Genomic DNA, 24,944 nt, shown 5'->3' on the forward strand with positions numbered 1-24,944 from the left:
TTTTTTTGCAAATTGAACATCAAGTAATATACAATAATTTTTTTGAAAAGAAGAGGGAAGCTTTATGCAAAGGATTCAAAATTCTAAAATGTACTTTATATTTATTCACATATTTTTATTGATCTTATTGTGTACCTCCATGTATGCCTATTCTCCATGGATTCGTATGAAAGTGAAGGGAATTCTTGAACCTGCGGACAAAGTATATACCATTGCTCACCGTGGCGCATCGGGATATGCTCCTGAGAATACTATTCCTGCATTCGAACTAGCTATGGATATGGAGACTGATTATATCGAGTTAGACATTCAGTTAACTAAGGATCGGGTACCTGTAGTTATTCACGATGAAACTGTTAATCGCACCACAAATGGAACAGGTTACGTTAAGAATTTTACCTTAGAGGAGATTTCGAAATTAGATGCTGGCTCATGGTTTAACGAAAAGTATCCCATGTTTGCTAGAGATCAATATGCTGGATTACGTATTCCGACTTTAGAAGAGGTATTTGAAAGGTTTGGAAAAGAAGTGGACTATATGATTGAGATTAAAGATCCCGCTTTGAATCCGAATATTGAAACCATATTAAACGAACAAATTGAAAAATATAATCTGTCGGATCATGTTTCCATACATTCATTTAGTGAGTCGAGTTTACGTAGGTTTCATTCCATTAACGCAGAGATCCCTCTTTATCAAATTGTCTGGTATAATATTCCGGTTTATAAAATACCAGAATCTTATATCAATCGAGTAAAAACGTATGCGGTCGGTATTAGCCCTAACTTTCAAAGAATAAATTCGTCCTATGTCGCACAGGTGAAAAATTCTGGGCTAAAGGTATTTCCATATACAGTGAATTATCAAGTCAATATGGACAAAGCTGTAATTTGGGGCGTAGACGGGGTACATACCAATTTTCCTGACCGTTTTAATGAAGTGATTAAGAATAATAAGAAGTGAGGAAATAAGAATTCAACTATCGGAAATTCATATGCCAAATACATCGATTTCAGAGACAGGATACCATGTTTTTGAATCGACGTCTTTAAAATACACTTGAATAGTATAGGTACCTTTTGTATTAAAGGAATAAGTAAACTCGTTGGTTTTGAACCAAAAGTTTTCTTCACTTTTCTTAATTTGTTGATTATCAATGGTTTCTGTTTTATCCGCAGGATCGGTGATCGTAAGTTTTATATCTGAAATTTCTGTTTTTAAATGATCCACTTGTAATAAAGTAGAAAACGCAAAGCGGGCAGGGCTTTTTACCTTACCGAAGATCTCTCCATTGTTATCAAGCAATACCATATTCACGTTTGGCTTGTAGATTCGAACCGCTTTACTTGTTTCGTCCAAGGCGATTAAAGCAAACAAATTTTTAGAGAGCTGTTCAGCAGGTAAGAGAATATCTCCCTCGGACAATATCGCTGCCTGTTTTTGTACCACATTATTGAAATATAATGAAACTTCTGATTGGTTCGATGCGGCATAAATCATTGTTCCCGGCAAAATCATTATGCAAAGTACTAATAAAGTCAGTTTAATTATTTTTCTCAATGAAATCTCCTCCTTTATATTTGTTATGTTAATTATACCTATAAGATGGAAGATAGTTTCTTTTATGCAATTAATAAAACAAAACAATCCATTTTTTGAGTTTCATTTTGTATCTCCTTTTTCTAAAAAACAGTAGATAATTTCATCAATCTCTTTTGTACTAATCTGAATTATCCAGTGTCATATACCAACTCCTTCTTTTAAGGTCAACGAACATTATCAATTAACTCTTCTCAGGAGTTTTATAAGAATGTAACAAAACATTGTGGCATAAAAATATCATTGGGACTAGATTTCATTTGACAGAGGAGATGCGTTTGGTAAAATTATACATAGGTTTTATTAATAGGAGGTTAGCAATGGATATCGCCATTGAGTTAATTGAAAGTATGTTAGTTAAATTTAGATCGGAAAAGAAATGGACGCTTCAAGCACTTGAGCAATGTACCCAAGAGGATATTACTTGGTCCCCAACCGTGGAAAGTAACAGTATTGCAAATTTAGTTGCTCACATTAGCGGGGCAGTGCACTCTCGAATTGAAACCATTCTTTTAGATATTCCTGATATAAGAGATAGAGAGAGGGAGTTTGAACGAGGGCTAGAAATGACAAAAGAACAAGCCATAACAATGACCAGGGATGCTTTTGATATTCTCATTCAATATCTTGAACGGCTACAATCTAACCCGGAGTTATTGATGACCCAACCCTTTCTTAATTTACCACCACTTACATATAGCCAAGTAAATAACGAGACTACCGCTCTTAATCTCATGATAGCGATGGTAAGAGAAGTACATTATCATACAGGCCAAATCATCTATGCAGCAAAAATAAGAAAGGGACAGCTTGTATGGCAATGACAATTTAACTACAGAAAACGTTCCATTCAATAACAAAGGACTGCCAAGAGGCAGTCCTTTGTTCACCTAACTAGAACCCTCTCACACTGCTTGGGGTTACTTTTCTATGCTTTTTGAAAGTCCGGCTAAAATAGTAGATATCGCTGAAGCCAGTAGTGGTAGCGATTTCAGAAATCGTTAGCTGGGTATGTCGGAGCAAATAATCTGCACGGTCTAATCGGACAGCATTTATATATTCCGATATCGTATGCCCAGTTAATTCCTTGAAGAGACGACTGAAATGGAAGCGGCTTAGCCTTGTTAGTGCCGCAAGTTCATCAACTTGAATCGGCTCCTGGTAATGGGTATCGATATAACGCAAAACAGGTGCGAAGCGTTCAACGGTCTGAATACGTCTTTCTTGCTCAGCCTGTGAGAGTACGGTGACGATATGTCTGCGCAATAGCAGCGTTAGCAGGCGGTATAGCTCGGACTTGACGGCCAGCTCATACCCAAATTCGCGAAGTTCCAGTTCCCGAATAATCGCCAGCGCACAGTCCGTAATGTGCTGATCCCCCCGGATATGGTTACGTAACAGCAGCTGGTTCTGCTGAATCGGGGCGATGAACTTGGTCTCGGCAGCGTCGCTTACCGCACTATGCAACAAAGAAGTATCTGCAATAATCGCATAATACAATAAATTAGAAGAAGCGCTCACCCCATAATGTAGCTCGTTGCTGTTCACAGCAACTAAATCGCCAGCCCGTACGTTGATCGGTGTTCGTCCGCATTCAAAAACAGCCTCACCGCTTTCAATAAACAGAAACTCAAGATGCTCATGCCAATGATGTGGGAACAACAAAACTCCCTCTTGGTTGAAGCGCTGGGTATGTACTTTAATCGGAAACTCGGGATCCGGCATGTCCATGGGTTCCTGAAGATGTTTATCATAGTCCAACATTTATTGACTGCACCTCCTATAGCACAATTGTACAAATGAAACCGCAAGGCTCTGCATGGTGTTTAGGGTTGAAATCATTATAATACGAATCATACCCTATGCAAAATAAAGGAGAGAGTGTTGATGGATATGATCAAAATTGGCGTAATAGGAACCGGCTCTATCTCCGGCATGCACTTAAGTGCTTACCGGAATAATCCGCAGACAACCATATATGCGGTATGTGACCTGAATGAAGAGCGTGCACGAGCTGTTGCTACTGAGTATAACGTGGAAAAAGTATACACGGATTATCGTGAACTGCTGGCTAATTCCGAAATAGATGCAGTCAGCATCTGCACATGGAACAACTCTCATGCTGAGATCAGCATCGCGGCGCTTGAGGCAGGCAAGCATGTACTTGTGGAAAAGCCGCTTTGCCGCACGGTTGAAGAAGCGCTTCAAGTTCAGCAGGCAGTGGAAAAGAGCGGCAAAACTTTGCAAGTAGGCTTTGTACGACGTTATGACTCCAATGCCCAGCTACTTCAGACATTGGTGGAACAAGGAGAATTCGGCGAAATCTACTATGCGAAGGCGACGACGTTCCGGAGACTCGGCAATCCCGGCGGCTGGTTCAGTGATATTGAACGCTCCGGCGGCGGACCACTGATAGATATCGGCGTCCACGTGATCGATCTGTGCTGGTATTTGATGGGCCGTCCGAACCCAGTATCGGTAAGTGCCAATACCTACCGGAAGCTTGGCAATCGTTCTAATATCAAGAATCTTTCTTTCTATAAAGCGGCTGATTACGATGCAGCGAACAATACGGTGGAAGATTTAGCAAATGCACTAATTCGTTTTGAGAATGGAGCTTCGCTGATGGTCGATGTTAGCTTTACACTGCATGTTAAGGAAGACGAGCGCTCGGTGCGCCTGTACGGTGACAAGGGTGGTTTTGAAATTGATCCTGAGATAGTCATCGTCAAAGAACAGGCGGATACGATCGTCAATACTTATCCGCAGACCGATCATAAGGGGTTTGAGTTCAACAGTGCATTCCAGAATGAAATTAATCATTTTGCGAACAACATCAGCACCGGCGCTACACCGATTAGTCCTGTGCAAGACGGCGTTACAATCATGAAAATACTCGGTGCGATCTATGAATCCGCAGCCAAAGGTGAAGAGGTGAAACTATGAAGTTAGGAATCAGCACTTACAGTCTGCATTCAGCTTTTTCGACGGGTGAGCTCACGCTTGAAGGTGTCATTGAGACGATCGCCGATCTGGGCGCGGAGCATGCGGAGATTGTACCCTTGGGCATCAATTTGGTTGAAAATCCTGAGCTAATTGATCAGATCGTACGAACGGCAGCGGGTCGTGGACTAGAGTTGTCCAATTATGCTATCGGGGCGAACTTTGCCGGGCTGGAGACAGCGGAAAGACAGCGGGAAGTCGAGCGGGTAAAGCGGGAAGTAGACGTCTGTGCGGCATTAGGCATTCAGCGGATGCGGCATGATGTAGCCTCGTCAAATGATCTATCAATCACGCATTTTTTGGAAGAGCTTCCACATTTGGCTGAAGCCTGCCGAGAAATTGCCGATTATGCCGCAGGTTTGGGCATTACGACCAGTGTGGAGAATCATGGATACTTTATTCAGCACAGCGATCGTGTACAGGCGTTGGTTCACGCAGTAGGAAGAGACAACTTCCGTACAACACTCGACATTGGCAACTTCCTGTGCGCAGATGAGAACCCACTTATTGCTGTGACTAACAACATCAAGCTTGCTTCGATGGTGCATTTCAAAGATTTTTATATTCGTCCGCAAGACCGCCAGCCTGGCGAAGGTTGGTTCCAGTCCTCCGGTGGGAACTGGTTGAGAGGTTCCATCGTTGGTCAAGGAGACATCGATATGCCGAGTGTAATTCGAATCGTTAAGGAAAGCGGTTACGACGGATATATCTCTGTAGAATTTGAGGGAATGGAAGAGTGCCGCAAGGGCACAAGACTTGGGTTGGAATACATCAAGCGGGTTTGGAGCCAAATCTAATTCATTATAAAGGAGGATATTGCCATGATTAAACCAATTATCACTAACAAAATCGGCGTCATCGTAGACAGCTTTCAGGTCGGAGTGAAAGAGGGATTGCGCAAGGCAAAAGAAGCTGGGGCAGATGGAGTTCAGATTTATGCGGTGCAAGGCGAATTTGATCCCGCTAACCTTTCTCAGTCAGTCCGCCGTGAATGGAAGGATTACATCGCTTCGCTGGGTCTCGAAATTTCTGCCCTCGTCGGAGATTTGGGCGGACATGGTTTTCAGGACCCTGCACAGAACCGTGCCAAAATCGAAAAGTCCAAACGCATTATGGAACTGGCCAAGGAGCTAGGTACAGATATAGTAACTACACATATCGGTATTGTTCCCGCTAATCCGGACAGTAAAATCTATGAAACCATGCACATCGCCTGCGAGGAACTCAGCAGATATGCACATGAGATGAATTCTTACTTTGCGATTGAGACTGGGCCGGAACCCGCTGCGTGTCTGAAGACGTTCCTAGACGGTCTGGGTTCCAGAGGGGTTTCTGTCAATTTTGATCCGGCCAATATGGTGATGGTGACTGGTGATGATCCCGTGCAAGGTGTTCATACACTAAAAGACTACATTGTACACACCCATGCTAAAGATGGTCTCAAACTTGCCGATATCGATCCGCGCGATGTTTACGGTCAATATGGTTATGAAGCACCAGCATTAGACCATGAGAAGATGGCTGAAATGGCCGAGACCGGCTCGGCGTTCCGTGAAGTTCCACTTGGAGCAGGTTCTGTCGACTGGAACAATTATCTGCAAGCGCTGAACGACATCGGTTATACAGGATTCCTGACCATAGAACGGGAAGTTGGCACTAATCCAGAGGAAGATATCCGCCAGGCTGTGAATTTTTTAAAGGGTTTTCGGGTCTGAACACAGTAGTGATAAAGATTAAATAGTTCATCCAAACAGTCCCTGTGAAAAGAGATCCTACATCCATTGGGACTGTTTGTATTTATATAGTGTCCCTTTTGCGAATTATAATTGACGTTCCTTGGTATGAATCTTTGACAGCAGGTAACTTCATCGGTCCAAAATTAATCATTAATGAATTTGTGGCATACAGTAATTTCGCTCCACTTATTGATACTTTATCTCAAAAATCAGTGGTGATTATAAGCTTTGCACTTTGTGGTTTCGCTAACTTTTCTTCTCTAAGAATTTTACTTGGAGGACTTGGCAAACTGTCACCTAAACGCAGACCGGACATTGCTCGCTTAGGTGTAAAAGCCATCATCGCTGGCGCACTAGCATCTTGTTTAAGCGCCGCTATTGCAGGTATGATTATCAGTTAATAAACGTTGCACATTTTTCAAAGAAAAGGTTTACCAGGTGACACTCTTTCTCAACGCAAAATAAAGCCGATGATCTAAACCAAAAGATCATCGGCTTTTTGTTTGCTTAAGTAAGGTAATGGGAATTGTATCCTTTAACGCAGTTCACTTGGAGTCCGTTGTTTAATCTGTTTAAATACTCTGTTGAAGGTACGGATATTAGTGAAACCGCACTCCAGGGCGATATCCAAAATGGATTTGTCTGTGGTCAGCAGCAGCTGTTCTGCCTGGTTGACTCGGATGTTGCTAAGGTACGCAATATAGCTCATACCCGAAAGACTCTTGAAGAAGCGGGAGAAATAAAAGAGGCTCATATTGGCTTGCCTTGCAGCGTCAGCAAGTGTGATGGGATGCATGTAGTTGACGTCGAGGTATTCAAGAACCCCTTGCATAATCTTCATGTTAGTGATGCGTCTTTTATCTTTCTGTGGATTAATCTTATCCAAAGGAACATGCCGTAAAATGAGTCCGCTCCACTCGTGCAATAGGCCAATGATTACCTGTTCATGATATTCCAGCTTTTGATTATATTCACCCATAAGTTCCTGCAGGATCAGAGGAAGACGTTTGTTGATACCTACCTCTTCTTCTCGTGTAGCTATTCGTTTCTCAATAAATGGTGAAGTCAGTCTCACATTCAGGGGCCATCCTCCAGGAAAACCGATTAAAGAAGGATTGAATATAACCATCATTATCTTGGAGCTGCTGCTTTTACTGTCATAGTAGTGGATGTCTCCACTGCTGCATATAGCCATATCACCTGTTTTCAAGACCCTCATTTCAGAATTGATTCCCATCCGAATTGAACCTTCAAATACATAGACTATCTCAAGATCGTTATGCCAGTGGGCTATAAAATCAAATTCATTAGACACTATTACAGTGAAGGGGAAAGTCGAATGGTAAGTTCTATTTTCGTGAAAGGCTTTCATGAGATCTCCTGTTCATGCGATTCGAATTTTATGTTCACCTCTAAAACTTAGCAAAAAATGACCATTCCTACAAGTGAAATGGCGAGCACTCCTCTACGATCTGGATTACAATTTCATCAGATGGACGAAAGGTTGACTACATATATAAAGGAGATTGCAGGATGACGAAGAAGGCATTGATTGTAAAAGGTGGATGGGATGGGCATGAACCAAATGAAGTAGCCGCAATTTTTGCTGGCATTCTAGAGGATGAAGGCTTTGAAGTTGAAGTGTCTGATACGCTGGAGAGCTTCAACGGTGCAGAGAAGCTTGCGGACTTAAGCCTTATTGTACCGGTATGGACCATGGGAGAAATCAGCAATGATCAGGCATCTTCGGTTCTGAAGGCAGTAGCTTCTGGAGTAGGAATTGCCGGTTGTCATGGAGGGATGTGCGACTCTTTCCGTAACAATACAGAGTGGCAATTTTTGACCGGGTCACAATGGGTAGCGCATCCATTTAATGATGGGGTAGAGTACGAAGTTAATATCGTACACTCCGGCTCAAGTCCCATTGTGGAGGGCATCCAAGACTTCAAGGTGAAATCGGAACAATATTATTTACATGTGGATCCTGCGGTGGATGTTTTGGCAACAACTGCGTTTGTGATGAGTGAGGGTGAGCATTCAGCGAATGGTGTCATCACGATGCCCGTTGTATATACGAAGAAATGGGGAAAAGGGAAGGTTTTCTATAATTCACTTGGACATCATGCAGATGTTTTCGATATTCCAGAAGCCAAGGAACTGATGCGAAAAGGCTTTTTATGGGCGGCTAACTAAAACTGAGATAAGGTGGGAATGATCTTGCGCAAAGTGAAGGTAGGTATAGTCGGCTGCGGAAACATCAGCAGCATTTATTTTGAAAATTTGAATGGGACCTTCGTTAATACTGAGGTTTATGCTTGTTCCGACTTGGATAAAGGACGAGCAGAGCAAGCGGCGGAGAAATATGGAGTTCCTCATGTATGGACGACAGAGCAATTAATTGCTTCGGAAGAGATTGAAATTGTCGTTAATCTAACAACGCCTAATTTTCATTTTGACGTGTGTAAGCAAGCCTTACTAGCAGGTAAACATGTGTATGTGGAGAAGCCATTATCCCTTTCCTTGGAGAATGGCACCGAGCTAGTTCGCCTTGCGAAGGAAAAAAACCTGTTCCTCGGCTGCGCACCAGATACTTTTCTCGGAGGTGGTCTGCAAACCTGCAGTAAGCTGATTGCGGATGGATATATCGGACAGCCGGTGGCGGCAACTGCCTTTATGCTCTGTCATGGACATGAAAGCTGGCATCCTGATCCGGAATTCTATTATAAAGCCGGTGGCGGACCCATGTTTGACATGGGACCCTACTATTTAACCGCGCTGGTGTCCTTGTTGGGCCCAGCTAAAACAGTATGCGGTATCACTAAAACCTCCTTTCCTCATAGAACGATCACTAGCGAAAAGAAGTTTGGTAAAGTCATTGATGTAGAAGTACCTACACATGTTGCTGGAACGATTGAGTTTGACAGTGGTGCCGTGGCAACGATGATCACTAGCTTCGATACTTGGCACAGCACTTTGCCGAGAATCGAGATCTACGGATCGCTAGGAACTTTGATCGTACCGGACCCCAACAACTTCGGAGGGCCGATCCTTATGCGCCCGGCTAACAGCCCGGAATTCCAAGAGATCCCGCTTATCTACAATTATGCAGATAACAGTAGAGGCATAGGAGTAGCGGATATGGCCCGCTGCATCGACACGGGGGAAACGCCGCGCGCAAACGGAGAACTCGCCAATCACGTACTTGAGATTATGCATGCATTCCATACAAGTTCCGACTCTAAGCGGTATGCGGAGCTGGTCACTAGCTGCGAGCAGCCCAAGCCACTGCCGCTGGGCTTAGTTAAAGGGTATTTAGGATAGTATTTTCCTGGAGTAAAATACTGAAGGTTACACTGCAGATAATCAGCTTACAAAAGGGTAGAAGACAGATCCATAAGTCTTCTACCCTTTTTGGTCTGATGTATTGCAGCATACCCGAAATTCTCACCACACACTTACCAGACAGGTCTTAATCTCGTTGGTAATTTATCTTCATTTGCTTCATAAACAAGTCTTGTTAGATCTTCTTTGAGCATTTGAAGTCGTTCGGTACCTATGTTTTCAATCCAACGTTGCTCAATCTCTGTTAGTATCTTCTCTTTTTCTTTCACTACTAACCAACCTCGTTCGGTCAAAATAATAATTTTCCCTCTCATATCAGTGGGATGAGTTTTGCGCATTACATAACCACTTTTCTCAAGATAATCCACCATTTTACTTACAGCTTGTTTAGAAATTCCTAAATATTCAGCGAGTTCTATACCTGTTGCTCCGTTTGGAGTAATACATTTAAACATAAAACCATGTACAGGTCTAATATCTCCAAATCCTAATTCACGCAATCTATCATGTAGTTCATTAATTGATGTACTTAAGGATAATGATAAAAGTGATGTCAGATCCAATTCACTAAATACTTCCTGAGTCATACATAAAACCTCCTCAAATAAAGTCAACTTAGTTGACTTTGTTCGAAATACATTGTACTATGCAGAATGTAGTCAATCAAGTTGACTATATTTCGGTTGTGTAAAAAAGGTATTCACTGAAACAGAATTAATAAATTATGGAGGGTTCTCATGACTAATATTGTTAAAATTAGAGCTAGTGTATTTATTCCAATATCTTGGACTGATCCTAGAAAGGATGCAGAAACAGGAAACGTGATCCAATTTGAAGGTGACTCACGCGAATTCACACCCTATGCTGTCAACGCTATGCGTTCCAGAGTTGAACAAGAAGTAGTTGTGGATTTTTACAAAAAAGAAATTTTCACATATGCAAATACTGGCATTACAACAGAAAGAGTTACAACTCCAGATGGTTCTGTTAATAAAAAAACAGGAAAAGCTAGTACAGATGGTATTTTGTGCACTGATATTGTATGGGGTTCTGATGACGTCAAGTTTCAAATGAGTGCAAGTGCTAGCAATCCATTAAATGCATATGCACCTCCTGTTGACTATCTATTAATAGTCCATGTCAAAAAAGATGGTACTGTCGATATGCAAGGAGCACACGATGGATTTCCTTGTTTTGAATTTTATAAGCAAGTGAACTTTGGACCGTTTGAACAAATGTATACGCACGATTTCAGAGAAACTGGTGATACTCCTGCAGCTATGGCTGGAGAAATGGAGTATAGTTTTAAAAAAATATTATAAACAACATAAGAGTGAACAATCAGGAGGAACAAAGAATGACAACAGTTTTATTTGTAAAAGCAAACAATCGCCCAGCGGATCAGTCGGTTAGTGTTAGATTATATGAGGCATTTTTAGCGAGCTATAAAGAATCACATCCAAATGATACAGTGGTAGAGCTGGATTTATACAATGAGGAATTGCCTTACGTAGGAGCAGATATGATTAACGGTACATTTAAGTCTAGTAGAGGATTAGATTTAACAGTAGAAGAAGCAAAAGCAGTAGCTGTTGCTGATAAATATTTAGATCCATTCCTTGCAGCCGATAAAGTCGTATTTGGTTTCCCTTTATGGAATTTAACCATCCCAGCTGTACTACACACATATATTGATTACCTAAACCGCGCGGGCAAAACATTTAAATATACGCCAGAAGGTCCAGTGGGTCTTATTGGAAATAAAAAAATAGTATTATTAAACGCAAGTGGCGGTGTATATTCTGAGGGACCAAAAGCTGATGTAGAAATGGCTGTTAAATATGTAACAAGTATGATGAGCTTCTTCGGTGTAAAAGACATGGAGACCATTGTGATTGAAGGACACAACCAATTCCCTGATAAAGCAGAAGTGATTATTGCTGAAGGGCTTGAAAAGGCTGTTAAAGTATCAAGTACGTTCTAATTAACAAAGCGCTTGTCACTCTAAAGGGCAGTACCAGCACTTTTATAGCGGTGGTACTGCTTTTTTATTCGCCTATCTCGCTATTTTTGGAGAGTGCGTAAAATCGATAGAAAGAAGGATTACATTACAATGGAACGTTTATGGACAAAAAACTTTATCATGCTGACCATTACAGCTTTATTACTATTTAGTGGTTTTTATTTACTAATGCCAACACTGCCTATGTTTATCAAACAATTAGGTGGAAGTGAATCTCAAGTTGGATTAATTATTGGAGTGTTTACAATATCGGCAGTAATTTTCCGTCCTATTATTGGAGGATTAATGGATCGGTATGGTCGACGAGTATTTATAATAAGCGGATTACTATTTTTTGCAATAACAATGTATTTTTATGATTGGGTAACAGGCATTATGTTTTTAGTAGTATTACGTATCCTCCATGGAGTCAGCTGGGCAGTTGCTACAACTTCGATAGGAACGGCTGTGACTGATGTTATTCCACAATCTCGTCGTGGAGAAGGAATGGGATGGTATGGACTAGCAATGACATTAGGAATGGCATTAGGACCAATCGTTGGTCTTTGGGTAACAAAATCATATTCATTTCATTACCTATTTCTTCTATGTACAGTATTAGCATTGATTGCATTCATACTTGGATTTGGTGCGAAAGTTCCAGCAGTTCAAAATACATCAAAAAAACCAATATCATTTTTTGAAAAAACAGTTTTACCTATTGCTATTGTTACATTTTTCTTATCTTTTACTTTTGGAGGCATAACAACATTTTTACCACTGTTTGCTGCAAACATAGAAGTTAATACGGGTACTTTTTTCTTAGTCTATGCAGTCACACTTGCAGTAATTAGACCACTTACAGGGAAGATTTCCGATAAATATGGGGAAGGGGTCATTATTGTTCCTGCTCTTTTCATTCTGATAGTCGCACTATTCGTCCTAACAATGTCTAAAGGACTTATTGGAGTAGTTATTACTGCTATTTTGTACGGAATTGGATTCGGATCAGCACAACCGGCTCTTCAAGTAGCGATGATTCGATTAGCTCCACCAGTGAAAAGAGGTGTAGCGAACGCTACATTCTTAACTGCTTTTGATTTAGGAATTGGTTTAGGAGCTATTCTACTAGGATTTGTTTCACAGCTCATGGGATATCAGATGGTATTTATTACTTGTGCAATATCTGGGTTTATTAGTCTGGTGCTTTTTATTTTGTTTGTAAAAAAGACACTAAAAACAACCTGATCCGAACCTTCGTTAACAACGGAAGACTTGATTTCATGGGGTTATATGATAGGATTTTGGATGAGGCAAGGCTCCATTAAGATTTATGAATAGGAGGTTAGGTATGCAAGAAAATACGTTGATTGCCTCGGATTTTAGGTTTTCAATAAACCTCCCTGAAGACGCTATCGCTTCCTGGCATCAGGAACTAGAGGTAATGTATATCTTGCAGGGAACTGGGGTACTACAGCTGGATGACAAGCAGTTTGCCTATGAAGTTCGGCAGGATGACATTATTGTATTGAACAGCTACCAACTGCACTCCTTGGAGATGCAAGGTTCGGGCAAAGCACTGTCGTTGTTTATCTCGCCCGCATTTTTGGCAGTTTTTTGTCCTGAGATTGAAAGTATAATTATAGAGTGTAAGTCTTTTCTGTATCCGAAGGAGGAGCAAGCTCGTTATAATTTACTCCGCAGTGAGTTCGCCAGCGTATTCCAGGCCTATTACAAAAACGAATCTCGTTTACCTATATTATTACGTAGTCGTGTGGGGGTACTGCTGAACAACCTTGTGCATAATTTTCTTGAGCAGAACAAGCCTAAGGATCCCTCCAAATCCCCAAGCAGGGAAAGGTTGCGTAAAGCTACCGATTATATTCACCGACATTACCGGGAGAATATTACACTGAGTGGACTAGCCTCCACTATCTATTTAAGTAGCTCCTACCTATCTCATTTATTTCAGAAACAGCTTGGTCTTACTTTCACTGCCTACCTTACGAATGTTAGGTTGAGTCAGGCTGTGTCTCTACTTCGTAGTGAAAGAACGATCACGGACATCGCCTCAGAAGTTGGGTTTCCAAGTACCAACGCGTTGATCGATGCCTTCAAACGGCGTTTTAGCGTTACACCAGGGCAATACCGTCTCGTAAATGAGCAAGATGTCGCTGAGTCTAAGGAGAACAATACGGCAAGTGTGGGATTCTCGACCGATTTTTCTACACTGATGCAGCATTTGCAACACCCCGAGCAATCCAATGTCAAACCCCAAGTCAACGAGATACATGATCTTCATGTGGACACTAGCCGTAAGATTCGGACGCTGAGTCATAACTGGCGGACATTGATTAATGCAGGATATGCCAAAGATCTGTTGAATGGCGCGGTACAAGCGCAAATACGAAAGATCCAAAAGGAGATTGGCTTTCGCTATATGCGCTGCAAAGGTCTGTTGGACGATGACATGATGATATATGTCAGCAAAATGTCGGGCAGCATAGATTATAACTTTGTTTATATTGATGAGGTACTGGACTTCATGCTTTCAGTCGAGTTACAACCTTATGTGGAATTCAGTTATATGCCCTCAGCATTAGCGAGAGAAGCCGTGTTTCCATTCAAGAGGCCAAGCATCTTATCTATGCCCGAAAAATTAGACGAATGGCTCGCCCTTGTGACTTCTCTTGTTCGGCATTTCATTGACCGGTATGGGATCGAGTCAGTTCGGGAATGGAGGTTCGCTCCATTCGTGAGTCCAGAGTTTTCGAGCTATGGTGTGTTTACAATGGAAGAATACTGGGTGCTTTATCGAGAGACCAGCCTCGCGATCCGTGCTATCGATCCACTGCTTCATATCGTTGGTCCAGGAAGCAACATTGATTCAAGTGATTTAATCAGCGACTTTCTAGTGTCTTGCAGTAAGGGTACCTGTATGCCCGACTCATTGGCTCTACGTGCTTATCACAGCATATTACCATCACAAGAAGACACTGGTCTAAAGCTTATGGCTGAGGATGAAGCTTTTGCTCTTGCTGCAAGCGGCGATGAACAGTTTTTGGGGCACGCGTTGCACAAGGTCAAAAAGCTACTGCGTCAACGTGGTTTCGGCAATCTGCCCGTAATTCTTGAAGAGTGGAGTAATAGCATATGGCAGCGTGATTTGTGCAACGATACCTCCTACAAATCCGCTTTTCTATTCAAAAACATTCTGGAAAACTACGACCAGTTTGAGGCTATGGGATACTGGTCGTTAAGTGACCATATGGAGGAGATCGTTCCTTCGTCGGATCTTTTTCATGGCGGGTTTGGTTTATTCACTCGCGGGGGATTGCCCAAAAGCTGTTATCGTGCGCTGCAGTTGTTGCGGTATGCAGGAAGCTGCCTGATAGCTGAAGGTGATGGGTATTTTATAACTTCTTCAAAAGGTGAAATACAGATATTTTTATATAATTATTGTCATTATGATACACTGTATCGCTATCGCCATACCACTCACCTGACTCAAACCGAACGGTACAACGTGTTCAATATACGCAATTCCCGTCAGTATCACATTTGTCTCGACGACTTAACGCCGGGTGTTTATACAGAGCGTAGGTATTCGGTAGGTCCGGATGGGGGAAGCGCCTTTGACGAATGGCTGAGTATGGGCGCGCCTAAGGACATGCGTCCAGAAGAATGGTCTTATCTTGAAAGTCGGTCCCTGCCGTTATTTCAAATGCGATCGCAGCAAGTGACAGCGAATTTTGTGGTAAATGCTGTTGTACAGCCACATGAGGTACAAGCGATTAGACTAACACGTTAAATAGAAAATAGTATATCAAGGATGACATTAGTGTCGTCCTTTTTTTGTTTTTTTATATTGTATTTTTGCTCTCGAAGTCATTCGTGAAATCGCTTTCATTAATAATGATAAAAGAAGGATATAACAAAAGAAATATTGCGATATTTTTTCTGCAATTACAAATCTATAATTAAGTTATGGCAACCCATACAAATCGCCGCGATTCGTTTTACCATACAATATTCGAAAAGGAGCATCATCATGGAACGTAAATATTCTCAACAGCTTCTTACATCTATTCTTGAAAGACAGCATGTCATTAATGAAAATGGGCTGGATATCCTGATTAAGCCCATTCCTGAAACCGATGAGCCTGGCGTGCTAGATCCTCGCTTTTATCAGAGTATGGAGTCACTCCTGAAAGGCTTCAAGGGCATGTTGGTTAAGATGATGTTGAAAGGCAGCCGAAAGAAAAATATACAAAAAAGTGCAGCTCAAATGCGCAGGATGATGAATGGCGTGAATAGCATTCCGATCACTGATGGTGTTGATGTGAAGCATGCGAAGGTTCAGAACGGAGATGTGGCAGTACCTGTGCGAATTTATACCCCGCAGAAGAAGAGCGAAGGACTGCAGCCTGTGTTCTATTACATCCACGGAGGTGGTTTCGTAGCAGGTGGACCTGATGTAGTAGAGGAGATGTGCAAGCTCGTGGTTGCGAATACCGGCTGCGTATCGATTCAGGTTGATTACCGCCTAGCTCCAGAGAACCCATACCCTGCTGGGCTCGACGACTGTTATGCCGTGTTGAAATGGGTATATGCTCACGCCGAAGAATTCAATGGTGACCCGAATCGCATCTGTATTTCTGGAGATTCCGCAGGTGGGAATTTAGCCACGGTGTGTGCAATGAAAGATCGGGATGAGGGAACTCAGATGGTAAAGGCGCAGGCACTACTATATCCAAGCGTGGACGCAGCAGGAATGAAGGAACATATGCAGCGCAGAGATGTTTATGAAATATCCCCGTCTCAGGATAAACAGATTCGTTCGATACTGGACCTGCTGAGCGGCGGTTTAGGAACTGTCAGCTTAGGTGAATATTTGGGGGTGCCCGATGATACAATCCCTCATGTTAGCCCGCTGCGAGGAGATCTGATAGGGATGCCGCCTACCATTATTTTGTTTGGTGAATATGACTTTTTGCGTATAGAGGATGATGCATATGCCTTAAAGCTGAAGGAGTCGGGCGTCAAAGTGAAAACGGTTCGTTACAAAGGACTTTCCCACGGCTTTGCCGATCAGGTGGGGGTCACACCGCAAGCGGAAGATAGTTTGAATGAAATTGGAAAATTCATGTTAGAGAATGTGTGATCTGAAGATCGAAAAGCAAAGCTATTGTGGTTTTGTTGCTGGTCCGCATCCAATAGTGGGAGCACAGTAGTCAACTATAATCAAAAAGTCGCTCATTGCGGCTTTTTTTGTTTGCTTATGGGGTAGTATCCCGGAGGTCGCACTAAACGTGCCATCAGGCTCATTCATCGTTCCGGCCATATTGGAATATTAGGTCTGTCGCCAATCGAATGAATGTTAACCACTCAAATCGTATGGTGGTAGGCCATTTTTACTGTTTTCAGGCGAAACATAAGAGATCATTCAAAAGAGAAGCCAAGAGCTTGAACAGCGAGAAAACACACTCGGTGGACGAGAGTGAGTACACAGTTTCACCGGGTAGTGTTCCCTCGACTTTGAACTAGGCCAAGACGCACTACTGTGGAGTGAAGCCGCTCCCAATCTCTGGAGGTTTCATGGAGAAGGTAATAGTAGCGACTTGTATACTCAAGTGTTGAACCTTTGTCGTGTTAGGGTCGTGGTGAACTAAAACGTTACGGGATGAAGAGTCGTTACCCGGATTTTGAAGGAAGAATGGGGAATGAGGGAATTGCCGTTAGTTATGACATGATAATTGAAAGGCAGGAAATAAGGTGATAAACCTTGTTCCTGCCTTTTTGTTTTATAACTGGGAGGAGTATGAAAATGGTTCTTTCGATTATTAGTATATTTATAGGCAAGAATAAAACTGTGGATAAAAGGAAAAGATGATAAAAAAGAACCGGAGGATTGCTGCACCATGATCGAAGCCTTTCAACTAATTAAGAAGCAGCTAGCTTCCTCAAGCGATATGAAGAAGGAACTCGTTCGAATTCAGGATATTGAGTTGGAGATCCTCTACTTGGTCAGCGTTTGCGATGAAAAGAAAATCAAGGCTGATCTGATCTACTCCATACTAGAATGCTCGAGTAAAGAGGAATTCAAAGATTATCTTACTTCACTTCCCGACATCAGCAAACCGGAAAAGGAACAAGACATTTTGCAGAAGTTGATGATCGGCCATGCCTGTATTCAGATGGAAAACGAGCTTTTCTTGTTCAGCGCGAAAAAAGTGATCAATAATCAGCTTGGGGATGCAAGCTCGGAAACGGCGATTTATGGCTCGCAACATTCATTCAGCGATGTGATTGATACAAATCTCAATTTGATTCGATATCGTTATCCCTCTCCAAATCTTGTTTATGAGCAAAGAAAGCTTAGGGGATTACCACAGACAGAAGTCGGTTTGGTTTATGATAGTCTTCTAGTTGATAAAAGAGTATTAAGCAAACTTCAAACGCAGCTCGCTTCGATTAAACCGGATGTCATTCTTTCAGCGGCACACCTTCAAAGATTACTTACTAGTCGTAAATACTCACTTTTTCCTACATTGATGATTACAGAAAGACCGGATCGCGTCGCGTTAAATCTGATACAAGGAAAAATCGTTCTTCTTGTTGAAGGTAGCCCATTCGTTTTAATCGCCCCAGCTACTTTTTATGATTTTATTTCCTCGATGGATGATGCTTTTGAGCAGTTATGGATCAGTTTAAGCCTTGTGGTGCTACGATATATCGGCATTTTCATTACGGTGCTGCTTCCTGGCATCTATATCTCTATGGTCTCATTCAACCCTGAGTTGTTTCAAGCCCAACTCGCCTTCTCTATAGCCGGTAGCCGTGCGAGTATTCCCTATCCGTCGTACATTGAAGTGCTCATTATGATGTTCTTAATCGATACCTTAATCGAAGCTAGCATACGGCTTCCCAAATCGATTAGCGCGGCAGCAACGACGGTTGGCGGATTAATTCTAGGACAAGCTGCGCAGCAGGCAAATCTGGTTAGCAATATCATGATTATCGTAACTGCCGCCATTGGTATCGCCAATTTTGTCGTACCGATCAATGCTATGAGTTTTGCATTACGGATTGTCAAATATCCTTTTATCTTGTTAGCTAGTTTATTTGGATATGTGGGCTTAATCGCAGGACTATTTTGTTTGATCATTTATTTGAACGATTTAAAGAGCTTTGGTGAACCTTATTTAAAAGTGTTTATTGGAGAGCATGAAAAATTCGAAAAATAATAAAGGAAAGGAGGATGCTTTTCATTGAATCGATATGTTTTTTATGTATTATGGTATGATGGGTTAACCATCTCAGGTCTTTTATTATATAACCTTTTATTGGATGAACGGTTTAATGGAAGCATGATGGCTATCGTGATAGGTGCGGTTAGTGGCATGATATTTCTTGTAACAATGACGAAGTCATTAGGGCATTTTCCAAAGCAGGGTTTGCCTGAAATCTTTCGGATGTTTTTGCCGGCAGGGGCAAGAGTATCATTATTAATATTTTTTTCAATTATGACTATAACAAAAGGATGTATCATGATAGGATACGCATCATCCTTTTTTAATTTGTATCTAACAGATGTAAAAACAATTATTATCATAGCATTTGTGTTTCTTACGGTATCTTGGGGAGCTACAAGGTCAAGTAAAACAATCTTAAGTACGCTAGAGTTGGTTCTTTTTATTTGTATTCCTATAATGTATTACATTTTAACAAAAGCCATCTTTAGCCAAGGAATAGAGTGGAATTCCATTAAAGCAATGGCAGATTATGCATTCACTTGGCCAAAATGGGAAACGATTGCTGCAGTAAATAGTGTTTTCTCTGGATTCGTCTGCTTGATCATATTTAACCGAGTTGTCCCCAGTAAAATCAAATGGAAGTTCTTCCCCATTATCCTTATTGTTAATCTTCATATTTTGGTTATTGGTTTGCTTGTTTCCATTGGGATTCATGGCACTTACGGGGTGGGAAATTATATAGCCCCCACGTATTCTGCATTAGATTCTATTGGTATCATGTCAGGGTTATTCTCACGTACGATTATGCCTTATTTTCTCATAGTCCTTTTTTTGCTCTTAATATATGCGGCTGTAACCATTCATGTTGGACTTGAACTGTTGAAAGGATGCTTCTCTATGGAATTTCAAAACAATCCACGAAAGGAACAACTATTATCTTGGACAATCTGCGGCCTATTCACCATCGTTACAATGATCTACTTCAACACATTCACACTAAAACAAATCAAATACCATACAGTCAATTGGCTTGAGCTACGATTTTATACCGAATTTCTGATGGTCGCGCTTATTGCGTTGTTTGCTGTAATGAAATGGCAGCGCAGAGCATGAGAACCATCTTCCTGTTGCTCCTCTGCTTTACAGTGGCTATACAATCGGGTTGTGCCTTCAAGGATATCGACAAACGTATATTCGTGATCGCCATCGGAGTAGATAAATCGGATGATGTAAATAATCCATATCGCGTGACTTTAAAATTAGCTTTACCCACCCAAAAAATTGATCCTTCTGTGAATAATACTCAAATTATAAGCGAGAATTCCGAAACGATAACAGGCGCGATCGGGCGGATAACCGCAAAAACATCGAAAGATCTCAATTATGGCCTCTTAGAAGTATGTATTTTGGGTGAATCATTAGCCCATGAGAGTATCAAAGAGCCGCTTAGTTGGCTGTCGCGAAGATTCGATATTCCGATGGAGGGGATGGTGGCATTAGGAAAGCCTAACGCGGAGACCGTTCTTAAAATGAAACCAAAATCGGAAAATTTTTCAGGTAACGCATTGTTTTTAAGCCTGTCCGAATCGGGATCAATCTCATCGTTCACGGTTCCCGAACAATTTTATGATTTCTATCGTCGAACCACTGAAAAGGGCATGGACCCCTACTTGCCGGTCATCGAGGCTGAAAAAGAGGTATACAAAATTGATACGGCTGCTCTTTTAGACAAGCAGAAGATAAAAACGATTTTGACTCCAGAGGAAACTCGCGTCTTTAAAGAACTGCTTAAAAGTTATCCTCATTTCGAAATCACCACAAAAATGGAAGGTCAACCTTTCGTCTTGGCCATTGAACAACTGAAGAGGCGCTATACGATTGATACAAACAATAAAAATAAACCAGTTATTCATGTATCTGTCCAAATGCGCGGAATTGTAGAAGAATTCGTAAACCTGCTGTATGAAGACAATTGGGATGAATTTGAAAAGAATGTTGAACAGGAAGAGAAGACAAAGATATCAAGCTTGATGAAAAAGCTGCAAACAAACGGGATAGATCCGCTCGGTTTCGGATTGCTCTATAGAGCTACCCGGCATGAAGGGGATATGGAATGGGAGCAATGGCAGACCATTTATCCCGAGGCTGTATTTGATGTACATGTTAAAGTTTCTATGCAGGGAACGGGAGCAATAAAATAACAAATTTCAAGATTTCGTTGTACATAAGCTTTTAGAGGTACATATGTACCTCTAAAAGCTTTTTTTGCATATCCTGGTAACATTACGGTGTTTTCTGTATTGTACGGTGGAAAAATAGAGCATCACTTTTTTCTTTGTAAAGCATTTACTTGGATCACACACCTTTTGGACTACTCACTATTATGATAATTACAGAATAATCTCAAACGCATGAGAAAGTATTACATACTCCATGTGGTTTTTTCTTGTGAAAAAGCAATGGCATCCTGAGTATGTCTGTTTATAATCAAACTCGTTACAGATTCAAGCGAGTCCGCTTACGGGTTCTGTTGGGCGAAGCATATTCGCGCCGGATTACTTGCCTGTTGATGAAGCATATCCACTGCTCTCTCTAGAAAGCTACGGATTATCGAAAGGTCTAGGCGAACAGAATGGCGATATGTTCACACGAAGAGAACGAATAGAAGTATTTGCGCTATGCTTCTCCTTGATTCTAGCACCAGAGGATTAGAAACGGGAGATTGATCTATTTCCCGATACGGAGCGGCATCATCTTATACTCTGGAGCTATATCGATACAAGGGACTCAGCTGATGTTTGCAGGTATCCTTCTTATTCATGGAGACATATAACAAAATGTAATCCGTTTTGTTATCATTTATAAAGTACCTAAACTAATGATTTCTCTATGAACAGGAGTCAGTTTGTTTAGTTTCGTGGTTATTTAAAATCAAAAAAAATCTGACTTATAATAAACTGTACCCTATCGAGTAGACACTTTAAAAAAGTCACTCGATAGGGTATTTTTGTCTATACAAGAAGACGGGAAGAGGAATAGTATGAGCAAGAAAATATTCACAGATAAAGAAATCAAGCAGTTATCTAGTAATCCTTATGTGAAGTTCGTATCATCAAAAGCAATTACATATACAGATGCGTTTAAGCAATTGTTCATCTTAGAAAATAACAAGGGCAAGTTACCGAGAGAAATATTTGAAGAATGTGGTTTTGACGTAACCGTTATCGGGATCCAAAGAGTCGAATCCTCAGGAAAGAGATGGCGTGCGAACTATCAGGAGAATTGAATCTTAGGTTTACAGGATACAAGAAGTCATGCGTCAGGAAGACCTCTTCAGTCTATTCTAAAGGATTTATTTCACCTCCATTTTTTAAGTATCAAAACAGTAGAATTAGAATTGTTCATGGAAAACAAAAAAATGTTAAAGAAAGGTATCTCTAAAATAGATTCATTCATTCCATTAAGTTTGGCTATTGATGTCTCAAACAAAAAAACTAATAAACTACGGCAAAGGGACAAGAATATAGTCGCATTGCCGATTTGATAAACGCCTAATTGTTATTGCATACGTCCCGAATTGTTACGGTTTGGGCGTTTTATGATCTGTGAAAACAACTCGCTGTATCTGTTGTACTCTTCAGAACGATTAATTCCGTGAGCTGCAGAAACTAGCCTAAAATAACGAATCAGGATAATTCAATTATAATTGTTTTCACTATCCAGTTTATCAGTAGAAGCTGGTAAACTATACATATATTAAGTGGATTTGGGAGAATATACGTTGGATGTGAAGATATTTTTTTAAAATCAGCGATTAAACATTTGTACGTAGAAGTAGAATTAGTTGGACACATTCTATCACGCTAAAGGAGAGATTTTTTGACTAATAATGAGGTAGTTAAAATCTTTGATGCATATTTGTTTCCATTAGTATCAGAGTTGTACGAGTTAGAAGGTTATGAAACGTGGCTGATTAAGGCACATACCGGAGGGCGGAATGTCGTTTATAACTGTGAGAAAGTTGGTGCTGATGCAAAAATACTCAGGATCGCCTTCTTAAATGACAGGAGCCGGGAAGAATTGCTGGGCGAAGCTGAATATATCAGGTATTTATTCGAGCATGGCGGTAGTGTCTCAGATGTAGTCAGCTCCAAGAAGGGGAATCTGCTGGAAGAGATCACTCATAATAATTACACCTTTTTTGTTTGCCTGTTTGAAAAGGCCAAAGGAAAAAAGTTGGTGGACAATCATTATCGGTATCGGGAAGGAGTTCCAATTACCGAATATTATTATAACTGCGGAAAAGTCCTAGGAAAAATGCATCAATTGTCAAAAGAATATACGCCTGTCCATCGTCGGTATAGTTTTTTGGATAAATATAATGTCGAGTTTATCAATAAACTGATCCCCGATTCCTTACCTCTGCTTAAAGAGAAGCTGGTAGAGCTCCTGAAAACCTTAGAAGGATTAGAAAGAAACCATACGTCCTTTGGTATGATCCATTTTGATTACAACGATGGGAATTATATGATAGATTTTGATACCGGGCAAATCACTGTATATGATTTCGATAATTCATGTTTTGGTTGGTATATGTATGACCTGGCAGATCTCTGGAGAAGCGGAGTAGGCTGGATAGCGGCTGAACCAGACGCGGGTAAACGCAAAAAATTCATGGATGACTATTTTACAACAGTCCTTGAGGGATACAGATCAGAGACACGGATCGAAGATTCGATATTGGAGAAATTGCCCTTATTTATCAAAGTGACCCTCATGGAACAAATTGTAGATGAGTTCGAGTGTATGCGGAATCAAGGTGAAGAGCCGGAGTGTGATGAAGAGTTATCATATTGCATAAAATGCCTGGAAGACGATATCCCGTTCGTAGGATTTTTCCATGAAATTTACTCGTTGGAAGAACCCTTTCAGTATGAGGAACGAGATATTTAATCTTTTTGTAGTGGTGGAGGCAGTGGTATAGTGTTTTGAATATGCTGCGGCTCAATTCATACTGGACTCTAATAAACGGAAGTTGGAGCGATGATGGCTTACGAGAAACCGAATTTGGCAATGAGTGAAATTGAAAAAGTATTGTGGAATCATCTCACACCTGGTGCGGTTGAGATTACACCGCTGTCTGGTGGCAACTTAAGCAACGTGTTTTCTTTCATCCTCGAAGGGAAAGGCTATGTTGTGAAATTCAGCGATCTGGAACGTACGTATGAGACGGAAAGCTATATATCGAATTTGCTGTCGGGCCAAGGCATCCCTTTCCCCAAATGTTTGGCGTTAGGGCGAACTAGCCAGTTAACTTATTTGATCATGGAGCGGATGGAAGGGCGCAACCTGTCCGATTGCACGGCAGAGGAACAAACCCATCAGTTGCCGGAGATTATCGGCATCTTGACAAGACTGGCTGAAGCGGATATTGGAGGAACTAACGGGTACGGGTGGATCGGACCTGACGGCAACGGATCCTATTCATCTTGGAAGGACTTCGTCGTTGCCGTAAATGCTGAAGATCAGACGGGGACGTTCTGGGAGAACTGGCATGAACTCTTCCGCACGTCTTGCTTGGAGAGAGACGTATACGAAGAAATCTATAGTCGTTTGATGACCTACGTACCATATAATGAATCGAACAGAAGCTTTATACACGGAGATTTTCACCAGTGGAATATTTTGTCCGACGGAACACGGATTACCGGCATCATTGATGGGAATTGCATGTACGGTGATTTTCTCGTAGACCTTGCGATTCTCGATCGGCATATGCCGTGGAGTGGTGTCATTAAAGCGTATCAAGACTATCAAGAGAAAGCCAGAATCGCGACTCATTATTTTAAGGAGCGGTTAATCGGCGCCTATTATTTCAAGGGACTTGATGGACTTCGATTCTACGCTAAGATGGGATGGAGAGATGCCTATCAGAACACACGGCATTTTTTACTAAACCTGAAAGATTAACGAAAGTACGCTTGCGGCAACCGACTCTGCCTGTG

23 protein-coding genes and 1 pseudogene are annotated in these 24,944 nt (G+C 41.4%); 20 read left to right on the top strand and 4 right to left on the bottom strand.

What is annotated here, in order from left to right; all coding sequences use genetic code 11:
- Positions 1-64: 64 nt before the first annotated feature.
- On the top strand, positions 65-964 hold the full coding sequence (locus MHH52_RS14380; RefSeq protein WP_340009408.1) for a glycerophosphodiester phosphodiesterase: 900 nt from the start codon (positions 65-67) through the stop codon (positions 962-964).
- A 27-nt stretch (positions 965-991) separates the two neighbouring features.
- Here the strand turns inward: MHH52_RS14380 and MHH52_RS14385 are convergent, their stop codons facing one another.
- Positions 992-1,561 (bottom strand): hypothetical protein, encoded by a 570-nt coding sequence (locus tag MHH52_RS14385; RefSeq protein WP_313638767.1) that lies wholly within the window; start codon positions 1,559-1,561, stop codon positions 992-994.
- 359 nt (positions 1,562-1,920) lie between these two features.
- Here MHH52_RS14385 and MHH52_RS14390 point away from each other — a divergent pair, with 359 nt between their 5' ends.
- Complete coding sequence (locus tag MHH52_RS14390; RefSeq protein ID WP_340009411.1) at positions 1,921-2,424, top strand: DUF1572 family protein; 504 nt, start codon at positions 1,921-1,923, stop codon at positions 2,422-2,424.
- Between the two features lie 70 nt (positions 2,425-2,494).
- Here MHH52_RS14390 and MHH52_RS14395 read toward each other — a convergent pair whose 3' ends face one another.
- On the bottom strand, positions 2,495-3,364 hold the full coding sequence (locus MHH52_RS14395; protein ID WP_340009413.1) for an AraC family transcriptional regulator: 870 nt from the start codon (positions 3,362-3,364) through the stop codon (positions 2,495-2,497).
- A gap of 123 nt (positions 3,365-3,487) precedes the next feature.
- Here MHH52_RS14395 and MHH52_RS14400 point away from each other — a divergent pair, with 123 nt between their 5' ends.
- Genes MHH52_RS14400 through MHH52_RS14415 form a run of 4 tightly spaced genes read left to right on the top strand, consistent with a single transcriptional unit; the run spans position 3,488 to position 6,740 of the window.
- Positions 3,488-4,546 carry a Gfo/Idh/MocA family oxidoreductase gene (locus MHH52_RS14400; protein ID WP_340009415.1) on the top strand — a complete coding sequence of 353 codons (1,059 nt, stop codon included), beginning with the start codon at positions 3,488-3,490 and terminating at the stop codon, positions 4,544-4,546.
- On the top strand, positions 4,543-5,400 hold the full coding sequence (locus tag MHH52_RS14405; protein WP_340009417.1) for a sugar phosphate isomerase/epimerase family protein: 858 nt from the start codon (positions 4,543-4,545) through the stop codon (positions 5,398-5,400). The genes MHH52_RS14400 and MHH52_RS14405 overlap by 4 nt, the downstream gene beginning before the upstream one ends.
- Positions 5,401-5,424: 24 nt before the next feature.
- The gene (locus tag MHH52_RS14410; protein ID WP_340009419.1) at positions 5,425-6,318 is read left to right on the top strand and encodes a sugar phosphate isomerase/epimerase family protein; all 894 of its coding nucleotides are present in this window, start codon (positions 5,425-5,427) and stop codon (positions 6,316-6,318) included.
- A 29-nt stretch (positions 6,319-6,347) separates the two neighbouring features.
- Positions 6,348-6,740: a nucleoside transporter C-terminal domain-containing protein gene (locus MHH52_RS14415; RefSeq protein WP_340009647.1), complete on the top strand. Its 393-nt coding sequence runs from the start codon at positions 6,348-6,350 to the stop codon at positions 6,738-6,740.
- Positions 6,741-6,874: 134 nt separating this feature from the next.
- On the opposite strand, the gene MHH52_RS14420 is transcribed toward MHH52_RS14415, so the two are convergent.
- Positions 6,875-7,654 (bottom strand): AraC family transcriptional regulator, encoded by a 780-nt coding sequence (locus tag MHH52_RS14420; RefSeq protein ID WP_340003305.1) that lies wholly within the window; start codon positions 7,652-7,654, stop codon positions 6,875-6,877.
- Positions 7,655-7,872: 218 nt separating this feature from the next.
- On the opposite strand from MHH52_RS14420, the gene MHH52_RS14425 reads away from it, so the two are divergent.
- Together MHH52_RS14425 and MHH52_RS14430 are read left to right on the top strand one after the other, a co-directional pair.
- Entirely contained in the window at positions 7,873-8,532 is a 660-nt protein-coding gene (locus MHH52_RS14425; RefSeq protein ID WP_340003306.1) for a ThuA domain-containing protein, read from the top strand.
- A gap of 24 nt (positions 8,533-8,556) precedes the next feature.
- A complete protein-coding gene (locus MHH52_RS14430) occupies positions 8,557-9,660 on the top strand; it encodes a Gfo/Idh/MocA family oxidoreductase (protein WP_340003307.1) in 1,104 nt (367 codons plus the stop codon).
- Between the two features lie 134 nt (positions 9,661-9,794).
- Here MHH52_RS14430 and MHH52_RS14435 read toward each other — a convergent pair whose 3' ends face one another.
- Positions 9,795-10,268: a MarR family transcriptional regulator gene (locus MHH52_RS14435; protein WP_313638757.1), complete on the bottom strand. Its 474-nt coding sequence runs from the start codon at positions 10,266-10,268 to the stop codon at positions 9,795-9,797.
- A 150-nt stretch (positions 10,269-10,418) separates the two neighbouring features.
- On the opposite strand from MHH52_RS14435, the gene MHH52_RS14440 reads away from it, so the two are divergent.
- The 12 genes and pseudogenes from MHH52_RS14440 to MHH52_RS14495 all read left to right on the top strand — a co-directional run bounded on the left by MHH52_RS14440 (position 10,419) and on the right by MHH52_RS14495 (position 24,909).
- Entirely contained in the window at positions 10,419-11,003 is a 585-nt protein-coding gene (locus MHH52_RS14440) for a DUF3238 domain-containing protein (RefSeq protein WP_313638756.1), read from the top strand.
- A 35-nt stretch (positions 11,004-11,038) separates the two neighbouring features.
- The gene (locus tag MHH52_RS14445; RefSeq protein WP_340003308.1) at positions 11,039-11,665 is read left to right on the top strand and encodes an FMN-dependent NADH-azoreductase; all 627 of its coding nucleotides are present in this window, start codon (positions 11,039-11,041) and stop codon (positions 11,663-11,665) included.
- Positions 11,666-11,794: 129 nt separating this feature from the next.
- On the top strand, positions 11,795-12,931 hold the full coding sequence (locus tag MHH52_RS14450) for an MFS transporter (RefSeq protein WP_313638754.1): 1,137 nt from the start codon (positions 11,795-11,797) through the stop codon (positions 12,929-12,931).
- A 103-nt stretch (positions 12,932-13,034) separates the two neighbouring features.
- Positions 13,035-15,494: a helix-turn-helix domain-containing protein gene (locus MHH52_RS14455; RefSeq protein WP_340003309.1), complete on the top strand. Its 2,460-nt coding sequence runs from the start codon at positions 13,035-13,037 to the stop codon at positions 15,492-15,494.
- Positions 15,495-15,734: 240 nt separating this feature from the next.
- On the top strand, positions 15,735-16,847 hold the full coding sequence (locus MHH52_RS14460; RefSeq protein ID WP_340003310.1) for an alpha/beta hydrolase: 1,113 nt from the start codon (positions 15,735-15,737) through the stop codon (positions 16,845-16,847).
- A 757-nt stretch (positions 16,848-17,604) separates the two neighbouring features.
- The gene (locus MHH52_RS14465) at positions 17,605-18,930 is read left to right on the top strand and encodes a spore germination protein (RefSeq protein ID WP_340003311.1); all 1,326 of its coding nucleotides are present in this window, start codon (positions 17,605-17,607) and stop codon (positions 18,928-18,930) included.
- A gap of 24 nt (positions 18,931-18,954) precedes the next feature.
- Positions 18,955-20,052, top strand: a complete 1,098-nt coding sequence (locus tag MHH52_RS14470) for a hypothetical protein (protein ID WP_340003312.1) — start codon at positions 18,955-18,957, stop codon at positions 20,050-20,052.
- A complete protein-coding gene (locus MHH52_RS14475; protein ID WP_340003313.1) occupies positions 20,049-21,140 on the top strand; it encodes a Ger(x)C family spore germination protein in 1,092 nt (363 codons plus the stop codon). Before MHH52_RS14470 ends, MHH52_RS14475 begins: the two co-directional genes overlap by 4 nt.
- A gap of 358 nt (positions 21,141-21,498) precedes the next feature.
- Positions 21,499-21,651, top strand: coding sequence for a hypothetical protein (locus MHH52_RS14480; RefSeq protein ID WP_340003314.1), 153 nt, complete (start codon positions 21,499-21,501; stop codon positions 21,649-21,651).
- A gap of 328 nt (positions 21,652-21,979) precedes the next feature.
- Positions 21,980-22,222 (top strand): annotated as a pseudogene (locus MHH52_RS14485) (HTH domain-containing protein); the annotation flags it as partial.
- 596 nt (positions 22,223-22,818) lie between these two features.
- Positions 22,819-23,892, top strand: coding sequence for a phosphotransferase (locus MHH52_RS14490; protein ID WP_340003315.1), 1,074 nt, complete (start codon positions 22,819-22,821; stop codon positions 23,890-23,892).
- 90 nt (positions 23,893-23,982) lie between these two features.
- Entirely contained in the window at positions 23,983-24,909 is a 927-nt protein-coding gene (locus MHH52_RS14495; protein ID WP_340003316.1) for an aminoglycoside phosphotransferase family protein, read from the top strand.
- Positions 24,910-24,944 lie beyond the last annotated feature (35 nt).

Origin of the sequence: Paenibacillus sp. FSL K6-0276, assembly GCF_037977235.1 — a bacterium.
Taxonomy (GTDB): domain Bacteria; phylum Bacillota; class Bacilli; order Paenibacillales; family Paenibacillaceae; genus Paenibacillus_AQ.